We start from the raw sequence: 16,213 nt of genomic DNA on the forward strand, positions 1-16,213 counted from the left end.
TCTTCGTGTTCATGCTTCCAGTTCAGCGCGGCACGGGCGCCTGCGGCGCGCCCAGGGCCTCCGGCAGCAGGCGGCGCGGCATCTTGACGATCTTCGGATCGGTCCAGGTGCCGTCGATCTGGAACTCCTGCGTGGTGGCGGCGATGAGCGGGCGGCTCAGCACCATCTGGGCCAGGAATGTGCCCAGGCCGATGGCCGGGTTGATGGCGGTGGCGACCAGCGCGGCGGTGCCGGCGTTGATCTCGGGCACCACCACCACGCGCAGATTCTGCGTCTCGCGCGCGACGTCGGCCGAGCCGTCCATCAGCACGGCGGCGTTGACGCCTTTCATCTGCAGGTTGTTGGTGGTGGCCACGCCCTGTTCGATCTTCGCGTCGCCGCGCAGGAAGTCGAAGGAGAAGCCCTGGCTGAACACGTCGCGGAAGTCGAGCGTGAGGCGCCGCGGCAGCGCCTGCAGGCTGAGCACGCCGAGCAGCTTGGCGATGCCGGGCTCGGCCTTGAGGAACTGGCCGGACTGCACGTCGATCTTCAACTGGCCGCCGAGGCTGGGATAGTCCAGCGCGAAGGGCGAGCCGCTCCAGTGCACCTCGCCCTCGAGGCGGCCGCGGCCGGCGCGCACCACGTCCTTCATGCCGAATCGGCCGAGCAGGCCGCCGGCATCGGCGATCTCGAGCTTGAAGTCCATGGTGGTGCGGCGCGGATCGGCGCGGCCGCGCGCGGCGCCGGGCGCTGCGGCCCAGGCGCCCTGCGCCGTGAAGCTGGCCTCGGGGGTGGTGAAGGCCAGCTTGTTGAGCCGCCATTCGCGCCCCGCGCCGCCGCGGTTGACCGCGTCGATCTCGGCGCGGCCGAGGCGCCGGCCCAGCAGCTCGAAGTCGTCCACCACGATGTCCAGCGCCGGCAGCGTGCCAGGCTGCTCGTCGAGCAGGGATTCGACCTGCGTGGCGGTGCTCGGGGCGATCTTCAATCGCGCCAGCCGCGCATAGAGACGCCCGGCCTGGGCGCTGCGGTATTCGGCATAGCCGCTGAGCTCGGTGGCGTCGATGTTGGCGCGCCAGAGCTGGCCCTCGCGCGTGCCGCCCAGCACCACGTTGTGCAGGGTGCGCCCGCCCACTGCAAGCTCCTGCGCCCGCACCGCGAGGATGCTGGGCAGGTAGGCCGACGCATCGTCGGCCCCCTCGCTCGATGTCACCTCCGCCGGCTTGCCGGTGGTGTCGCCGAACAGGGCCTGCCAGGCCGGCACGTCGATGCGGGCGAGCTGGATGTTGGCGAGCACGCCGCGCTCGGGGGCGGCGGCGGATTCGCCCGCGGCCAGGCCGACGCCGATGCCGCCGCGCAGCACGCGCGGCTCGTTGCCGGAAATGTCGCGCAGGAAGGAGGCCGAGCCGACGCGGCCCAGCTCGATCGAGAGCCGGTCGTGCACCAGCGCATCGCCGCCGGCGCGCACCTCGCGCAGCACGATCTTCTTCTCGATGGCCAGCGGCATCGATTCCTCCGCCGGCTTGGCGAGCGGCACGGGCAGCTGCAGCCCCAGGCCCTGCAGGCTGGTGGCCAGCGAGAACTCGGAGGCGCCATCGCGCATCGAGAACGAGGCCGTATAGGCTGTGCTGCCGCTGGCGTGCTTGGCCAGGCGCGCGAGCCAGTCCACCTCGCGCGCCGCGCGCAGGCCCTCGGCGCTGGCGCTGCCCTGGGCGCGAAAACTCAGTTCGGTCGCGGCACTGCCGTAGCGGCCGGCGCCCTCGAGGCGGAAGGCGCCGCCGAGCGCGCGCGCCTGCACGCCGGCCAATGAGAAGCCGGTCTCGGTGAAGTTCAGCGTGCCGCGTGCCTGCGTCAGAGAGGGCGCCTCGGGCAGGATCTGGAGCTCGTTGTCGGCGAGGGCGATGCTGGCCTGCACCTTGGATTTCTCCATGGCCGCGAGCGGCAGTTCCAGGCGCAGCTTGTAGTCGGCGTTGCCGGTGGCCCGCGCACGCGCCAGGGTGGGGGCCGCATCGCCGGTCAACGGCCCGCCGGCGCGCAGCAGCTCGCCCAGCGGGCCCTTGGCCTGGGCATCGACCTTGAGCAGCGGCGCGTGGTGCCCCATGTCGGCGATCTGCGCCTCGGCCTTGCTCACCTCGACGCCGGGCGCGCCCACGATGCGCCCGCGTGCGTTGCGCACCAGCATGCCGGCGCGCTCGAAGACCAGTTCGCCCGACAGGCCCTGCAGCGCGGGCCAGGGCCGGCTGTCGCCCTGGGACGGCGGCACGTAGGCGAAGCTCACGTCCTGCACCCGCGCGGCGATGCGGAAATCGCCCTGCTTCGGATCGTTGAAGGGCATGTCCCACAGGTCGCCCCGGACCTTGAAGTCGACCCCGCTGGCACTGCCCTTCTGCACCGCGTCGCGCACGTAGTCGCGCGTGTGCTTCGGAATGTGCTGCGGCAGGTAGCGGAACACGCGCGCGCCGTCGGCTCGCGTCAGCTTGCCTTGCAGGTCGAGCACGCCGGGAAAGCGCGAGTGGCTGCTGGAGGTGGCGGGGTCGCTGGTGCGCCAGCTCGCCGTGGCCTCGCCCTCGGCATCGGCGTTGGCGAACTTCAGGCCCGTCACCTGCAGTTGGGTCCTGTCGCCGTCCACCTTCCATGCCAGCTGGGCGGAGAGACGGTCGACCGCGATCACCGGCTCCTCGAACACGCCCGGGAAGTCCAGCGTGCCGGCGGCGATGCTCAGCGCGGCATTGCCGCCGGCCTGGGTGGCATCGAAGTCGATCGTGGCGCCGCGGATGCCGGGCGCGCCGGCGTGAGGCGGTGGCGGCTCGGCATTCGGCGCCGGGGCCACCGGGCCGGAACGGCGGGTCGCGGCCGGCGGCGGCGTGGGCGCAGGCGGCTCGGCCGCCTGCGAGGCGATCGCGAGATTGCTCACCCGGCCGCGCGCCTGGTATTTCTCGGGCGCGCCGGCCGGGCCCTGCCAACTGGCATCGATGCGCTCGACCAGGCCGCGCGGGGCCAGGTCGTCCACCAACTTGCGGGTGGCCTCGGGCAGCGGGATGCGGTCGCCGATCATGGCCAACGCCGCGAGGTCGAGCCGGTCGGCGCGCAGCGCGCCGCGCTCGGCCTGGCGGCCCTTGGCCGGAATCTGCTGGAACCACAGGTTGCCGCCCGGCCAGCGCATGCCGTCGGCGGTCTGGAACTGCAGCTCGGCGGTGGAGAATTCGACCGCCTCCTCGGTCATCCGGCCCGCCAGCCGGCCGGTGACGTCGCGCAGCACCAGCGGCTGCAGATCCTTGCCCAGCGAGGCATCCACACGAAGCAACGCCAGGTCGGCGGTGCCGCCGGTGATGCGGCCGTCGTCGACGTCGGCCCAGACCCGCAGCGCGCCGGCGCCCTCGCGCACGCGGGCATCGAGCGTCACGTAGCGGCCCAGCAGCCGGATGTCGATGCGCGGCAGCTCGGCATAGGCCACGCCGTCCCAGCTCTGCCAGTTGCCGCTGCGCACCGACAGCAGGGGCTGCCGGAACTGGCCGCGCAGGGTCAGGCGCTCGCCCCATTCGGGCGGCGGCGTGGCGTCGAGCCGCAGCGTGTGGCTGCGCGGGCCGTTGCGGGCGATGAACTGCACGTCGGACAACAGCAGCGGCGGCGCGCCGCGGCTGTCGTCGATCCAGCGCACGGTACCGCCCTGGATCACGAACTCGCGCTGGGCGAAGAACCAGTCGGCGCCGCGGCCCTCGCCGCTGGTGTCGGTGGCCATATGGAGGCCGGCCACGTGCAGCTTGCCGGCGGCATCCCTGCGCACCTCCAGTTCAGGGCCCTCGATGTAGAGCTGCTCGAAATTCAGGCGCCAGAGCGAGCGCGGCGAGACGCTGGCCACCACGCGCGCCAGGCGCAGGGCCTCGCGCTGGGCGTCGTCGTGCAAGACCACCTCGCGCAGCTCGAAGCTCGGAAACAGGGTAGCGCTGCTGGCGGTGATCGACCCGATGCGCACCGGTACCCCGATGGCCTTGCTGGCCTGCGCCTCCAGCGCCGGACGGTATTCGCCGATTCGCGGCACAATCCACGCGTGTAGGACTAAGACTGACAGCGCAAGCAGCAGCCATGCAGCGATCAGCAAACCCAGCAACCAGCGCGCCGCAACAGCGGTGATCTTGAGCAGACGTGAAGGGGAAGACGTCGTGTCGTTCATTGAGGATCGCGCTGTGAAGGGAATTATGACTGCGAGCCCCCTCCCCGGTTCCACCGGATCCGCGCCGGAATCGGCGCCGCCGCTCGCGGCCCACTCGCGCTTCGTGCAGCGCCTGCGCCGCCGCTATGCCGGCGAACTGGCGCTGCTGCCGCCCGGCGAGCCCCAGCGCCCCCACATGGCGCAGGCCTATGCGGCGCTGCGCGGGCGCGGCGACGGCGTGGCCGACGCGCTGCGCATCGTGCGCCAATTGGTGATGGAGCGCCTGATCGCGCTGGACTGCGAGCAGCAGGCGCCGCTGGCCGTGGTCACCACCGCCGTCACCCAGTTGGCCGAATTCGCACTCGACACCGCCTGCCGCGAAGCCTGCGCCGAACTCGAGGCCCAGCACGGCGCGCCGCTCGGGCCCGAGGGCCGGCCGGCCCAGCTGTGGGTGGTGGGCATGGGCAAGCTGGGTGCGCGCGAGCTCAATGTCTCCAGCGACATCGACCTGATCTACCTCTACGACGACGACGGCGAGACCGCCGGCGACGCGCAGGGGCGCGGGCGGCTGGCGAACCAGGAGTTCTTCTCGCGCGCGGTGAAGCGCATCTACGCCCTGGTGGGCGACACGACCGAGCACGGCTTCGTGTTCCGGGTCGACCTGGCGCTGCGGCCCAACGGCAACTCGGGGCCCAGCGTGGTCTCGCTCGATGCGCTGGAAGAGTATTTCCAGGTGCAGGGCCGCGAATGGGAGCGCTTCGCCTGGCTCAAGAGCCGCGTGGTGGCGCCGGCCAGCGTGATCGCCGACTGCTCGGCCCAGGCCCTGCGCGGCGTGGTGCTGCCCTTCGTGTTCCGGCGCTACCTGGACTACAGCGTGTTCGACTCGCTGCGCACGCTGCACCGGCAGATCCGCGAGCAGGCCGCGCGCCGCAGCGCCGGACGGCCCGAGCGGGCCAACGACGTGAAGCTCTCGCGCGGCGGCATCCGCGAGATCGAGTTCATCGTGCAATTGCTGCAGGTGGTGCGCGGCGGGCAATTCCCCGAGCTGCGCACCCGGCCCACGCTCGATGCGCTGCAGCGGCTGGCGCGCGCCAGCCTGATGCCGCAGGAGACGGCCGATGCGCTGGCCGCGGCCTACGAGTTCCTGCGCCGGGTGGAGCACCGCATCCAGTACCTGGACGACCAGCAGACGCACGTGCTGCCGGTGCAGGACGAGGACCTGCGCTGGATCGCGCAGACCCTGGGCTACGCCGACTGCTGCCCCTTCCTGGCGCAACTGGATGCGCACCGCGAGTTCGTGGCCCAGGAATTCGACAAGCTGCTGGGCGGCAAGAAGCAGCCCTGCACCCGCTGCAACGGCAAGTCCGCGGGCGCGGCGGCATCGGGCGACCTGAGCGACCTGGTGGAGGAACTGCCGCCGGCCTTTGCCGAGCGCATTCAGGCCTGGTGCGACAGCCCACGCGTGCAGGCCCTGCGCGACGAGACCCGGGTACGCCTGCGCCAGCTGGTGCAGCGCACCGCCCAGTGGCTGCGCGAGCCCGACGGCGGGGCGCCGGGCCAGATCGCCGACCACGTACAGGGCGCGCTGCGATGGGCCGACTGGATCGAGCCGCTGATGCGCCGCGAAAACTACATCGCGCTGCTGGTCGAGCGGCCGGCGGTGCAGGAGCGGCTGCTGCGCCTGCTGGGCGCGGCGCGCTGGCCGGCGCGATACCTGATGCAGCACCCGGGCGTGATCGACGAGCTGGCCAGCCCCGAGATGCTGGCCGGGCGCTTCTCGGCCGCCGAGTTCGAGCGCGAGCTGGAAGCGCGCCACCTCTCGCTGCGCCAGACCGGCGAGGACGACGAGGAGCGCCTGCTCAACCTGCTGCGCCACGCGTACCACGCGGAGCTGTTCCGCACGCTGGCGCGCGACGTGGAGGGCCGTATCACGGTGGAGCAGGTGGCGGACGACCTGAGCCTGCTGGCCGACACGGTGCTGCGCGTGACCGCACGCTGGTGCTGGCCGCAGGTGCGCAACCCGCACCGCGAGGCGCCGCGCTTCGCGATCATCGGCTACGGAAAACTGGGCGGCAAGGAGCTCGGCTACGGCAGCGACCTGGACATCGTGTTCGTCTACGACGACGACGACGAGCGTGCCGGAGAGGTGTACGCGAGCTTCGTGCGCAAGCTGATCAACTGGCTGACGGTGAAGACGCGCGAGGGCGACCTGTTCGAGATCGACACGGCGCTGCGGCCCAACGGCAACTCGGGCCTGCTCACCACCAGCTTCGACGCCTACGAGAAGTACCAGTTGGGGCGCGGCAGCAACACGGCATGGACCTGGGAGCACCAGGCCATGACGCGCGCACGCTTCGTGGACATGGCCGCCGAGCCCGAGGGCGGCGAATGCTCGCTGTGCGAGCGCTTCGACCGCATCCGCGAGGCGGTGATCACCGCGCCGCGCGACCGCGATGCCCTCAAGGCCGAGATCGTGGCGATGCGCGAGAAGGTGCGTGCCGCGCGGCCGGTCAAGGCCGACCGCTTCGACGTCAAGCACAGTCCGGGCGGCATGGTGGATGCCGAGTTCGCGGTGCAGTTCCTGGTGCTGTCGGAGGCGAAGGCGCATCCGGAGCTGGTGCCGAACGTGGGCAACATCGCCCTGCTGATCCGCGCGGAGGAAGCCGGCCTGCTGCCCGAGGGCGTGGGCCGCAACGCTGCGGCCGCCTACCGGGAGCTGCGGCGCGTGCAGCACCGGGCGCGGCTCAACGAAGAGCCGACGCAGGTGCCGATGAGCTCGCTGGTGGCCGAGCGCGAAGCGATGCTCGCCCTTTGGGAGGCGGTGTTTGGCTAGGGCGGCGCAGACACGCGGTCTCGCGCTCGTGGCCGGCGCGGTGCTGCTGCTCCTGGCCGGCTGCGCCAGCGGGCCGCGCAGCGGCGGTTCGGGTATCGGGCGCGACGGTCCGGATGCCAATCCGCCCTCGGGCCTCGGCCAGGTGCCGGATGCCGAGCCGCGCGTCGAGCCGATCCGCAGCAGCGGCGGCACCAGCAAGGCCTACGTGGTGCTGGGCCGTTCCTACGTGCCGATCACGGACGATCGGCCCTGGCGCGAGACCGGCCTCGCCTCCTGGTACGGGCGCAAGTTCCACGCGCAGTCCACCGCCAGCGGCGAGCCCTACGACATGTACGCCATGACGGCCGCGCACAAGACGCTGCCGCTGCCGAGCTACGTGCGGGTGCGCAACCCCGCGAACGGCCGCGAGGTGATCGTGCGGGTGAACGACCGCGGGCCCTTCCACGACGACCGCATCATCGACCTGAGCTACACCGCGGCCTACAGGCTGGACCTGCTGCGCGGCGTGGCACCGGTGGAGATCGAGCGGATCACGAACGCGGACATCCGCGCCGGCACCTGGCGGCGGGGCGATACGGCACTGGCGCAGGCGGCTGTGTCGCCCTTGGCGCCGGCCGCGCCCGCCGCACCGGCACAGACCTTGGCCGCGGGTTCCCCGCCCGCGACCGACAGCGTCGCCGTACCGGCCGCCCTCACGTCGCCGGTGGTGGCCGTGCCGCGCACGGAAGTGCGCGATCTGGGAACGTTGGCGCCGCTCGGCCCGGAAGCGGCACCGCCGGCCGCGTCACCGCCCGCGCCGCCGGACACCGGGCCGCAACAGCCCGCGGCCGCCGCGGCCGGCTTCTGGGTCCAGCTCGGCGCCTTCAGCCAGCGCGAGGGCGTGGAGCGCTTCCAGCAGCAGGTGGCACGCGGCCTGCCCGCGCTGGCCGGCGCGCTCAACGTGTTCGCGGAACGCGGCACCTACCGGCTGCAGGCCGGGCCCTATGCCTCGCGCGACGTGGCGCGCGACATGGCCGAGCAGGTGCGCAGCGGGTTGCAGATCGCGCCGATGATCGTCGAGCGCCGCTGAGCACGCTCAGGCCGCGCCATCGCCAGGCGAGGGCGTGCGCAACGCCTCCAGCTCCGCCCGCGTGACGACACGTGCCGCGAAGTGCGCGGCGATGTGCGTCAGCTTCTCGGGATTGCGCTGGGTGCGGATGCGCAGGATGCGTTCGCCATCGGTCTCGATGGTCTGCACCGACTCCAGCGCGCCGTTGAAGAAGCGCAGCAGCCCCGGCTCGCCGTTGATCTCGACGACTTCCAGCCGCAGGCCGCCGCCCAGCAGGCGGGGGACGGAGAAGTAGTACTGCGCGATGCGCTGGGCGCCGCGCAGCATCTTGCGGAAGGCCGGCACCTTGCCGCCGCTGTCGCCCACCAGCTCGGCGTCCTCGGCCAGCAGGGCCTTCAGGCGCCGCATGTCGCCGCTGGCGGCCGCCTGCGCGAAGCCCTGCATCAAGCGCCAGTGGACGTCGCGTTCCACCGTGAAGCGCGGGCGCTCGTCCTGGATCTGGGTCTTGGCGCGGTGCACCAGCTGGCGGCAGGCGGCCTCGCTCTTGCCCAGGGTGCGCGCCAGATCGCCGTAGTCGGCATCGAAGACCTCGCGCAGCAGGAAGGCCGCACGGGCCTCGGGGGCGAGGCGCTCCAGGACGGCCAGGAAGGCGACCGAGACGTCGTCGGCGCGCTCCAGCATCTGCTCGGGCGAGGCCGGCGCCTCGGTCAGCAGCGGCTCGGGCAGCCACGGGCCTTCGTAGTGCTCGCGTTGGATCTTGGCGGCGCGCAGCCTGTCGATGGACAGGCGCGTGACCACCGTGACCAGCCAGGCCTCCGGGTTGTTCAGGGCCTCGACCGTGGCGTCGTTCCAGCGCAGCCAGGCGTCCTGGACCACGTCCTCCGCGTCCGCGGTGGACCCGAGCATGCGGTAGGCGATGCCCAGCAGGCGCTTGCGGTGAAGATCGAAGCTGCGGGTGGAAGCGTCCATATCCACAAGACGAGCGGGCTGCCCCTCCTGTGACGGGAATCCCGCAAAAGACTCAGGCGCCCTGGTATTCGGGTTTCGGCCCCAGCGAGGCCGACAGTTCCTTGCGGTAGCGGTTGAGTTCCTGCACGGTTTTGAAGCTGCGGTTCATCAGCAGGCTCAGGTTGTGCAGGATGCGGTCGCCGACCTTGTTTTCCCAGACCGAGTCGAACTTGATCTGTTTGTCCAGCCAGTGCTCCAGCCAGTTCGGATCGGGCACGCGGCTCTGGATGGTGTCGTTCGGGAACAGGGCCTTGTTGACGTGAAGGTTGGTCGGATGCAGCGCCTGCGCGGTACGGCGGGCGCTGGCCATCAGCACGCCGACCTTGGTGAAGGCGGCGCGCGCCTCGTCGCCGAACTTCTCCAGCGCCCGCTTCATGTAGCGCAGGTAGGCGCCGCCGTGACGGGCCTCGTCCTGGCTCAGCGTGGTGTAGATGTGCTTGATGACCGGCTCGGTGTGCCACTCGGCGGCCCGGCGGTACCAGTGATTGAGGCGGATCTCGCCGCAGAAATGCAGCATCAGGGTCTCGAGCGGCGGGGCCGGGTCGAAGTCGAAGCGGACCTCGTGCAGTTCCTGCTCGGTGGGAGCGTGCTGGGGACTGAAGCGCTTGAGGTACTCCATCAGCACCAGCGAATGCTTCTGCTCCTCGAAGAACCAGATCGACATGAAGGCGGAGAAGTCGCTGTCATGGCGATTGTCACGCAGGAACATCTCGGTGGCCGGCAGGGCGGCCCACTCGGTGATGGCGTTCATCTTGATGGTCTGCGCCTGTTCTTCGGACAGGCGGCTCGCATCGAAGGACTGCCAAGGAATGTCCTTGTCCATGTCCCAGCGGACGGATTCGAGCTGTCTGAAAAGTTCCGGGTAGAGCATCAATGACTTTCTGAACCGGGCGATTTTAGACGCCGACCTTGGCGCGGCCGTGACAAGCGCGCGATGATGCGGTATAGACGCTCGCGCCATCGCCCGGCCCGGCCGCCATTTTCACCCCTGGACAACGCCATGCGACACCCCCTCCTGCAGCCCGTTTCTCTTCTCGCCGCGGCCCTGGCCTGCCTGCTTCCGGCTGTGGCCGTGGCCCAGAATGCCGCCCCGACCGGCAACCCCGGTGCCGCAGGCTGCCCGCCCATCCTGCAGCACACCTTCCCTCGCCTGCAAGACGAGAAACCCCAAGCGCTGTGCCAGTACACCGGCAAGGTGGTGTTGGTGGTGAACACCGCGAGCTTCTGCGGCTTCACACCCCAGTACAAGGGCCTGGAGGCGCTGGACAGCAAGTACCGCTCGCGCGGGCTGGTGGTGCTGGGCTTTCCATCCAACGACTTCTCGCAGGAAACGGGCACGAACAAGGAAATCGCCGATTTCTGCGAAAGCACCTTCGGGGTGAAATTCCCGATGTTCGCCAAGTCCTCCGTGCGCGGCGCGGACGCCAACCCGCTGTTCAAGGAGCTGGCCCAGGCCTCGGGCACCACGCCCAAGTGGAACTTCTACAAGTACCTGATCGGCCGCGACGGCAAGGTGGTGGAGTCCTATTCCAGCATGACCTCCCCGGACGACCGCGGCTTCGTGCGCGACGTGGAGAAGCAGCTGGGGCCGCAGTAGATCCACGCTGGTCACAAACGCTTACCACTGGCCGGGGAACCGGGTCGCGGGGACGGGGCTCATACCGATTCGAGGGTGAAAAGACCCGGCCAGTTTTCATGTTGCGAGGCCTTCTGGACGCCTGACGTCCGGTCGAAATCCTGAGGCGATTCTTCTCCTCCTCCCTCCCTCCCTCCTTCGTCTCAGGGCGCCTCGCAGCATTTTTATTTTCCCCAGCAAAAAGCCCCGCAATGCGGGGCTTTTGTTCGAGGAGAGCCTTGGCTCAAGGGGCCGTGTCGGCGAAGCTCGGACGCAGCATCAGCTTGTCGTAGAGCTTGCCGAGGCTCGGGTGCTCGCCGCGCCAGTCGATGTCCGGGAAGCGGTGGCCGAGCCAGCCGAGCGCACAGCCGACCGCGATGTCCGACAGGCTGAGGTGGATGCCGCTGCAGAAGGGCTTGTCACCCAGGCCCTTCGCCATGGCGCGGATGCCGGCCTCGACCTTGGCGCGCTGACGATCCATCCATGCCTGGCTGCGCTCGCCGTCCGCGCGCTTGGCCCAGTTGGCTTCGAGGCGCCAGAGCACGCCGGCATCCATCACGCCATCGGCCAGGGCCTCCCAGGTCTTGACCTCGGCGCGCTCGCGGCCCTGCTGGGGGATCAGCTTGCCGACCGGCGACAGCGTGTCCAGGTATTCGACGATCACGCGCGAATCGAACATCGCCTCGCTGCCATCCATGATCAGGCAAGGCACCTTGCCCAGCGGGTTGGAGCTGGCGATGGTCGTGTCGTCGGACCACACGTCCTCGATGATGAACTGGTAGTCGAGCCGCTTCTCGGCCATGACCACGCGCACCTTGCGCACATAAGGGCTGGCAGCGGATCCGATCAGTTTCATGCGGGCTCTCTCCCCCCTAGGGGTCGTCGTTGTAGCGTTTTGATTCTAGGGGAAGGCGCACGGTGCAGAATCCGTGCTCCATGCCAAACGAGGGAGAAGGTGGAGAAATGGACACAGAAGCGTCCGGTTCCAGTGCGCCAGAGCGCCATCCGATCGAGTTCACGGCCAGCGGCAGCGAATACTTTCGCATCTGGATCGTCAACCTGCTGCTGATTGTCGTCACCTTGGGGATTTATCTGCCCTGGGCGAAGGTGCGCAAGCTCAAGTATTTCTACAGCAACACCTGGGTCGGCGGCGACGCGCTGGACTTTCACGGCGAGCCGGCGAAGATGCTGCGCGGCACGCTGATTGCGGCCGGTTTCCTGATCGCCTACTCGGTGGGCAGCAACTTCTCCGGCTGGGCCGCACTGGTGGCGGCGCTGGCCTTCGTGGCACTGTGGCCGGCGCTCTTCCGCGCCTCGATGCGCTTCCGGCTGGCCAACACCAGTTGGCGCGGCCTGCGCTTCCACTTCGCGGGCGACATGCGCGGCGCCTATGCCTGCATGCTGCCGCCCCTGGCGCTGGCGCTGCTGCCGGTGGCTCTGGCGGGCGCCATGGGTGGCATGCCGGCGGAAGCGGGCGGCCCGCCGGCCCTGCCGCCGGTGGTGGGCGGCGTGGTCGGCCTGTGCATGCTGGCCCTGATGGCGGGCATTCCCTATTTCCTGTGGCGCATCCGGCGCTACCAGCACGACCACTACGCCATCGGCCCGCTGCAGACCCGGCTGAAGGCCGACCTGGGGGTGCTCTACGGCATCTTCATCAAGCTGGTCGGCATCAGTTTCGTGGCTGTGGTGGCCCTGGTCCTGGCGATCGCCCTGTTCGCCTTCGCCGGCCGCAAGACCAGCATGGGCACGGGCTTCGTGATCACGGCCGTGCTGGCGGGCTTCGCTGCGATCCTGCTCGTCAACATCCTGCCCAAGTCCTACCTGCAAGTGCGGCTGCAGAACCTGCTGTGGTCGACCACCGGCAACGAGGTGCTGCGCTTCGACAGCCAGTTGAAGCTGGGCAGCTACCTGGGCTTGCAGTGCAAGAACTACCTCCTGATCTTCCTCACGCTCGGCTTCTACTGGCCCTTCGCGGTGGTGAACACGCGGCGCGCCCAGGTCGAGGCGGTCGAGTTGCACACGCGCATCGGGCTGGACCAGATCAGCCAGGTCGCGCGGCAGGAGGATCCTGGCGCCGCCGGCGACATGGCAGCCGATCTGTTCGGGTTGGACATCGGGATGTGAGCGCATTCGCTGCCGGAGGCGGAGTGCTTCCATGAATTCCGCCCTGGAGGTTCGCTTCTTCGACGGCCGCAGCACCCGGCCGCAGGCTGCGCGCCTGCATGCCCAGGGCGACCAATTGCTGATCGCCCCGGCGTCCGGCGAAGGCTTCGAGGCGCTGCGCCTGCCGCTGGCCGGACTGCGCTGGCCGGAGCGCACGCGCCATGGCGGCCGGCTGCTGCAGTTGCCCGACGGCGCGAGCGTGCAGGCGCTCGACGTTCCGGCCTGGGACGCCTGGGTGGCGCAACTCGGCCGCCCCGAGAGCTGGGTGGTGCGGGCCCAGCAGAACTGGCGCGGCGTCGGCCTGGCCGTGGTCCTGCTGATCGCCGCACTGGCGGCCCTGTACCAGTGGGGCCTGCCCTGGGCCGCACGCGGCGTGACGGCGGCCGTGCCGGTGCGCGTGGATGCGCTGATCGGCGCCGAGGTGCTCGAATCGATCGACCAGTCCCTGCTGCTGCCCAGCGCGCTCCCGCCGCAGCAGCAGGAGCGGCTGCGCCAGGCCTTCACGCGGATGGTGAAGGCAGCCCATCCGGACGATGCCCCGGCCTGGAAGCTGGAGTTCCGGCGCGGCCGCGACCGGCGGCTCGGTCCGAATGCGCTGGCATTGCCGGGCGGCACGATCATCCTCACCGACGAACTGGTGCAGTTGATGCCGGGCGACGAGGAAGCGGTGCTCGGAGTGCTGGGCCACGAACTCGGCCACGTCCGGCTGCGCCACGCGATGCGGCAGCTGGTGCAGGCCTCGGCGCTGGGCTTTGCGGTGTCGGTGGCCTTCGGCGACTACGGCACGCTGATCGGCAGCGCGCCGGTGCTGCTGGGCACGCTGGGCTACTCGCGCGACGCGGAGCGCGAGGCCGACGCCGAGTCCGTGCGGCTGATGCGCGCGGCCGGCATTTCGCCGCGGGTGATGATCGGCTTCTTCGAGGCCATCGAGCGCTGGCGCGCCGAGCAGAAGCGCGCCGGGCTGGACGACGACGCCATCGGCCTGGCCTTTTCCTCGCACCCGGCGACAGCCGAGCGCATCGCCTTCTTCCGAGAGGCGACGGCCAACTGAAATTGAAGGGCCCGGGGCGCCGCCTAAAATTCGGGCATGAGTTTCTCCACCGTCTCCGCCCTTTCCCCCCTCGACGGCCGTTACGCGGCCAAGCTTTCGACCCTGCGGCCGCTGATGAGTGAACAGGGCTACATGCACCGGCGGGTGCAGGTCGAGGTCGCGTGGTTCATCGCGCTGTCGGACTGCGGCTTCCCAGAATTCAAGCCACTCACCGGCGGCGCGCGCAAGTACCTGCTGGGCCTGGTCAACAACTTCTCCGAGGCCGACGCCACCGCGATCAAGCAGATCGAGAAGACCACCAACCACGACGTGAAGGCGGTCGAGTACTGGATCAAGTCCAAGTTCGAGGCCCGGCCCGAGCTGCTGGCGGCCTCGGAGTTCGTGCATTTCGCCTGCACCAGCGAGGACATCAACAACACCAGCCACGCGCTCCAGATCCAGGCGGCGCGCGAGAAGGTGCTGCTGCCCGCCATTGACGGCCTGATCGCCACCCTGCGCGAGATGGCCGGCAGCTTCGCCGAGGTGCCGATGCTCTCGCGCACGCACGGGCAGACCGCCAGCCCGAGCACGGTCGGCAAGGAAATCGCGAACGTGGCGGTGCGCCTGGCCAAGGCGCGCGAGCACATCGCCGGCGTGCAGCTGCTGGGCAAGATGAACGGCGCAGTAGGCAACTACAACGCGCACATGGCGGCCTGGCCGGAGTTCGACTGGGAAGGCTTCAGCCGCAAGGTGGTGGAGACGCCGGCGCCCCTGGGCCTCGGGCTCACCTTCCAGCCGTACAGCATCCAGATCGAACCGCACGACTACATGGCCGAGCTGTTCGACGCCGTCGCGCGGACCAACACCATCCTGGTCGACTTCGCGCGCGACGTCTGGGGCTACGTCAGCCTGGGCTACTTCAAGCAGCGGCTCAAGAAAGGCGAGATCGGCTCCTCCACCATGCCGCACAAGGTCAACCCGATCGACTTCGAGAACGCCGAGGGCAACCTGGGTCTGGCGAACGCGCTGCTGCGCCACCTCAGCGAAAAGCTGCCGATCAGCCGGTGGCAGCGCGACCTGACCGACAGCACGGTGCTGCGCAACATCGGCGTGGCCTTCGGCTATGCGGTGCTGGCCTATGCCAGCATGGCGACCGGCCTGGGCAAGCTGGAGCTCAACGAGGAAGCGTTGGCCGAGGACCTCGATGCGTCGTGGGAAGTGCTGGCCGAGCCGATCCAGACCGTGATGCGGCGCTTCGGCGTGCAGGGCGCCTACGAGCAGCTCAAGGAGGTCACGCGCGGCAAGACGGTGACCGCCGAGGCGCTGCACAAGCTGATCCGCTCGCTCGAGATTCCCGAAGCCGAGAAGGAGCGCCTGCTGGCGATGACGCCGGGCAGCTACACCGGCAAGGCGGCCGAACTCGCGCGCCGGGCGCAGGCGTCCTAGTCGACTTCGCGACGTGAACCCGGGGGGCGCCCTACACTCGCCACCCCATGGCGCTCAAATCCACCATCTTCAAGGCCAACCTCGCGGTGGCCGACATCGACCACGGCTACTACGCCGACCACGCGCTGACGCTGGCGCGCCACCCGAGCGAGACCGACGAGCGGATGATGATCCGCCTGGTGGCGCTGGCGCTGAACGCGCACAAGCTGCAGGACGTCTGCCAGGGCGACGGCACGCTGGCTTTCGGCGCAGGCCTGTCGAACCCCGACGAGCCCGACGTCTGGCTGCGCGACTTCACAGGCGCGGTGCGGCTGTGGATCGAGGTGGGCCAGCCCGAGGACAAGCCCATCATCAAGGCGTGCGGCAAGGCCGACGAGGTGATCGTCTATGTCTTCCACCATGCCGCCGAAGTCTGGTGGCGCGGCATCGAGAACAAGCTGACGCGGCCGCAGAACCTGGCCGTCTACCGCGTGCCCACCGCCGCCTCGCAGGAACTGGCCGCGCTGGCGCAGCGCTCGATGCAGTTGCAGGCGACGATCCAGGAAGGCGCGCTGTTGCTGGGTGACGGCACGCGCAGCGTCGACATCGAGCCGCTGCGCTGGAAATAGCGCGAACAGGCCGTTCAGGCACCGTTCTGCATCATGGCGCCGCAGCGCCAGCACTGCTCGAAGCCGCCCTCCACCAGTTCGCCGCATCGGCATTGCCAGCGCCGCTGCGGCCGGTGCTGCAGCGCATGCAGCAACTGCTCGGCGCGCTCGAACTGCGCCTCGTCCTCGACCCAGACCTCGGGCAGGCATTGGTCGGGAGGCAACTGGCCGGCGGCCGCGCCGAGGTACTCGCGCTGCACCGACGCGGCCACGCCCTCCTCGCGCAGCGCATCGACCCAGAGCGTGGCGATCGCCAGATTGGGGGCCTGCGCGAGGCGGCGCATGGTTGGAGCCTTT

General features: G+C 70.0%; 12 protein-coding genes. 7 read left to right on the top strand and 5 right to left on the bottom strand.

The features are described 5' to 3' along the window. Positions 1–22 precede the first annotated feature (22 nt). Positions 23–4,147, bottom strand: a complete 4,125-nt coding sequence (locus A8M77_RS04535; RefSeq protein WP_086920355.1) for a YhdP family protein — start codon at positions 4,145–4,147, stop codon at positions 23–25. A 25-nt stretch (positions 4,148–4,172) separates the two neighbouring features. Between A8M77_RS04535 and glnE the strand changes: the two genes are divergently transcribed. Then, positions 4,173–6,959 (top strand): bifunctional [glutamate--ammonia ligase]-adenylyl-L-tyrosine phosphorylase/[glutamate--ammonia-ligase] adenylyltransferase, encoded by a 2,787-nt coding sequence (gene glnE, locus A8M77_RS04540; RefSeq protein WP_086920356.1) that lies wholly within the window; start codon positions 4,173–4,175, stop codon positions 6,957–6,959. After that, positions 6,952–8,028 (top strand): septal ring lytic transglycosylase RlpA family protein, encoded by a 1,077-nt coding sequence (locus tag A8M77_RS04545; RefSeq protein WP_086920357.1) that lies wholly within the window; start codon positions 6,952–6,954, stop codon positions 8,026–8,028. The genes glnE and A8M77_RS04545 overlap by 8 nt, the downstream gene beginning before the upstream one ends. Positions 8,029–8,034: 6 nt before the next feature. Here the strand turns inward: A8M77_RS04545 and A8M77_RS04550 are convergent, their stop codons facing one another. Next, complete coding sequence (locus A8M77_RS04550) at positions 8,035–8,976, bottom strand: RNA polymerase sigma-70 factor (RefSeq protein ID WP_086920358.1); 942 nt, start codon at positions 8,974–8,976, stop codon at positions 8,035–8,037. Between the two features lie 52 nt (positions 8,977–9,028). Then, a complete protein-coding gene (locus A8M77_RS04555; RefSeq protein WP_086920359.1) occupies positions 9,029–9,886 on the bottom strand; it encodes a ferritin in 858 nt (285 codons plus the stop codon). A 129-nt stretch (positions 9,887–10,015) separates the two neighbouring features. Here A8M77_RS04555 and A8M77_RS04560 point away from each other — a divergent pair, with 129 nt between their 5' ends. Then, complete coding sequence (locus A8M77_RS04560) at positions 10,016–10,612, top strand: glutathione peroxidase (RefSeq protein WP_086920360.1); 597 nt, start codon at positions 10,016–10,018, stop codon at positions 10,610–10,612. A gap of 262 nt (positions 10,613–10,874) precedes the next feature. Here A8M77_RS04560 and A8M77_RS04565 read toward each other — a convergent pair whose 3' ends face one another. Further along, positions 10,875–11,486 (bottom strand): glutathione S-transferase N-terminal domain-containing protein, encoded by a 612-nt coding sequence (locus A8M77_RS04565; protein WP_086920361.1) that lies wholly within the window; start codon positions 11,484–11,486, stop codon positions 10,875–10,877. 107 nt (positions 11,487–11,593) lie between these two features. On the opposite strand from A8M77_RS04565, the gene A8M77_RS04570 reads away from it, so the two are divergent. Genes A8M77_RS04570 through A8M77_RS04585 form a run of 4 tightly spaced genes read left to right on the top strand, consistent with a single transcriptional unit; the run spans position 11,594 to position 15,877 of the window. Continuing rightward, a complete protein-coding gene (locus A8M77_RS04570; protein WP_158100884.1) occupies positions 11,594–12,754 on the top strand; it encodes a YjgN family protein in 1,161 nt (386 codons plus the stop codon). A gap of 31 nt (positions 12,755–12,785) precedes the next feature. Beyond that, positions 12,786–13,844, top strand: a complete 1,059-nt coding sequence (locus A8M77_RS04575) for a M48 family metallopeptidase (protein ID WP_086920363.1) — start codon at positions 12,786–12,788, stop codon at positions 13,842–13,844. A 36-nt stretch (positions 13,845–13,880) separates the two neighbouring features. Further along, positions 13,881–15,269, top strand: coding sequence for an adenylosuccinate lyase (purB, locus tag A8M77_RS04580; RefSeq protein WP_086920364.1), 1,389 nt, complete (start codon positions 13,881–13,883; stop codon positions 15,267–15,269). Between the two features lie 47 nt (positions 15,270–15,316). After that, on the top strand, positions 15,317–15,877 hold the full coding sequence (locus tag A8M77_RS04585; RefSeq protein ID WP_086920365.1) for a YaeQ family protein: 561 nt from the start codon (positions 15,317–15,319) through the stop codon (positions 15,875–15,877). A gap of 14 nt (positions 15,878–15,891) precedes the next feature. Here A8M77_RS04585 and A8M77_RS04590 read toward each other — a convergent pair whose 3' ends face one another. Next, a complete protein-coding gene (locus A8M77_RS04590; protein WP_086920366.1) occupies positions 15,892–16,200 on the bottom strand; it encodes a putative signal transducing protein in 309 nt (102 codons plus the stop codon). Between the last annotated feature and the right edge of the window lie 13 nt (positions 16,201–16,213).

The sequence above is a fragment of the Variovorax sp. JS1663 genome (assembly GCF_002157355.1).
Lineage (GTDB): Bacteria > Pseudomonadota > Gammaproteobacteria > Burkholderiales > Burkholderiaceae_C > Variovorax.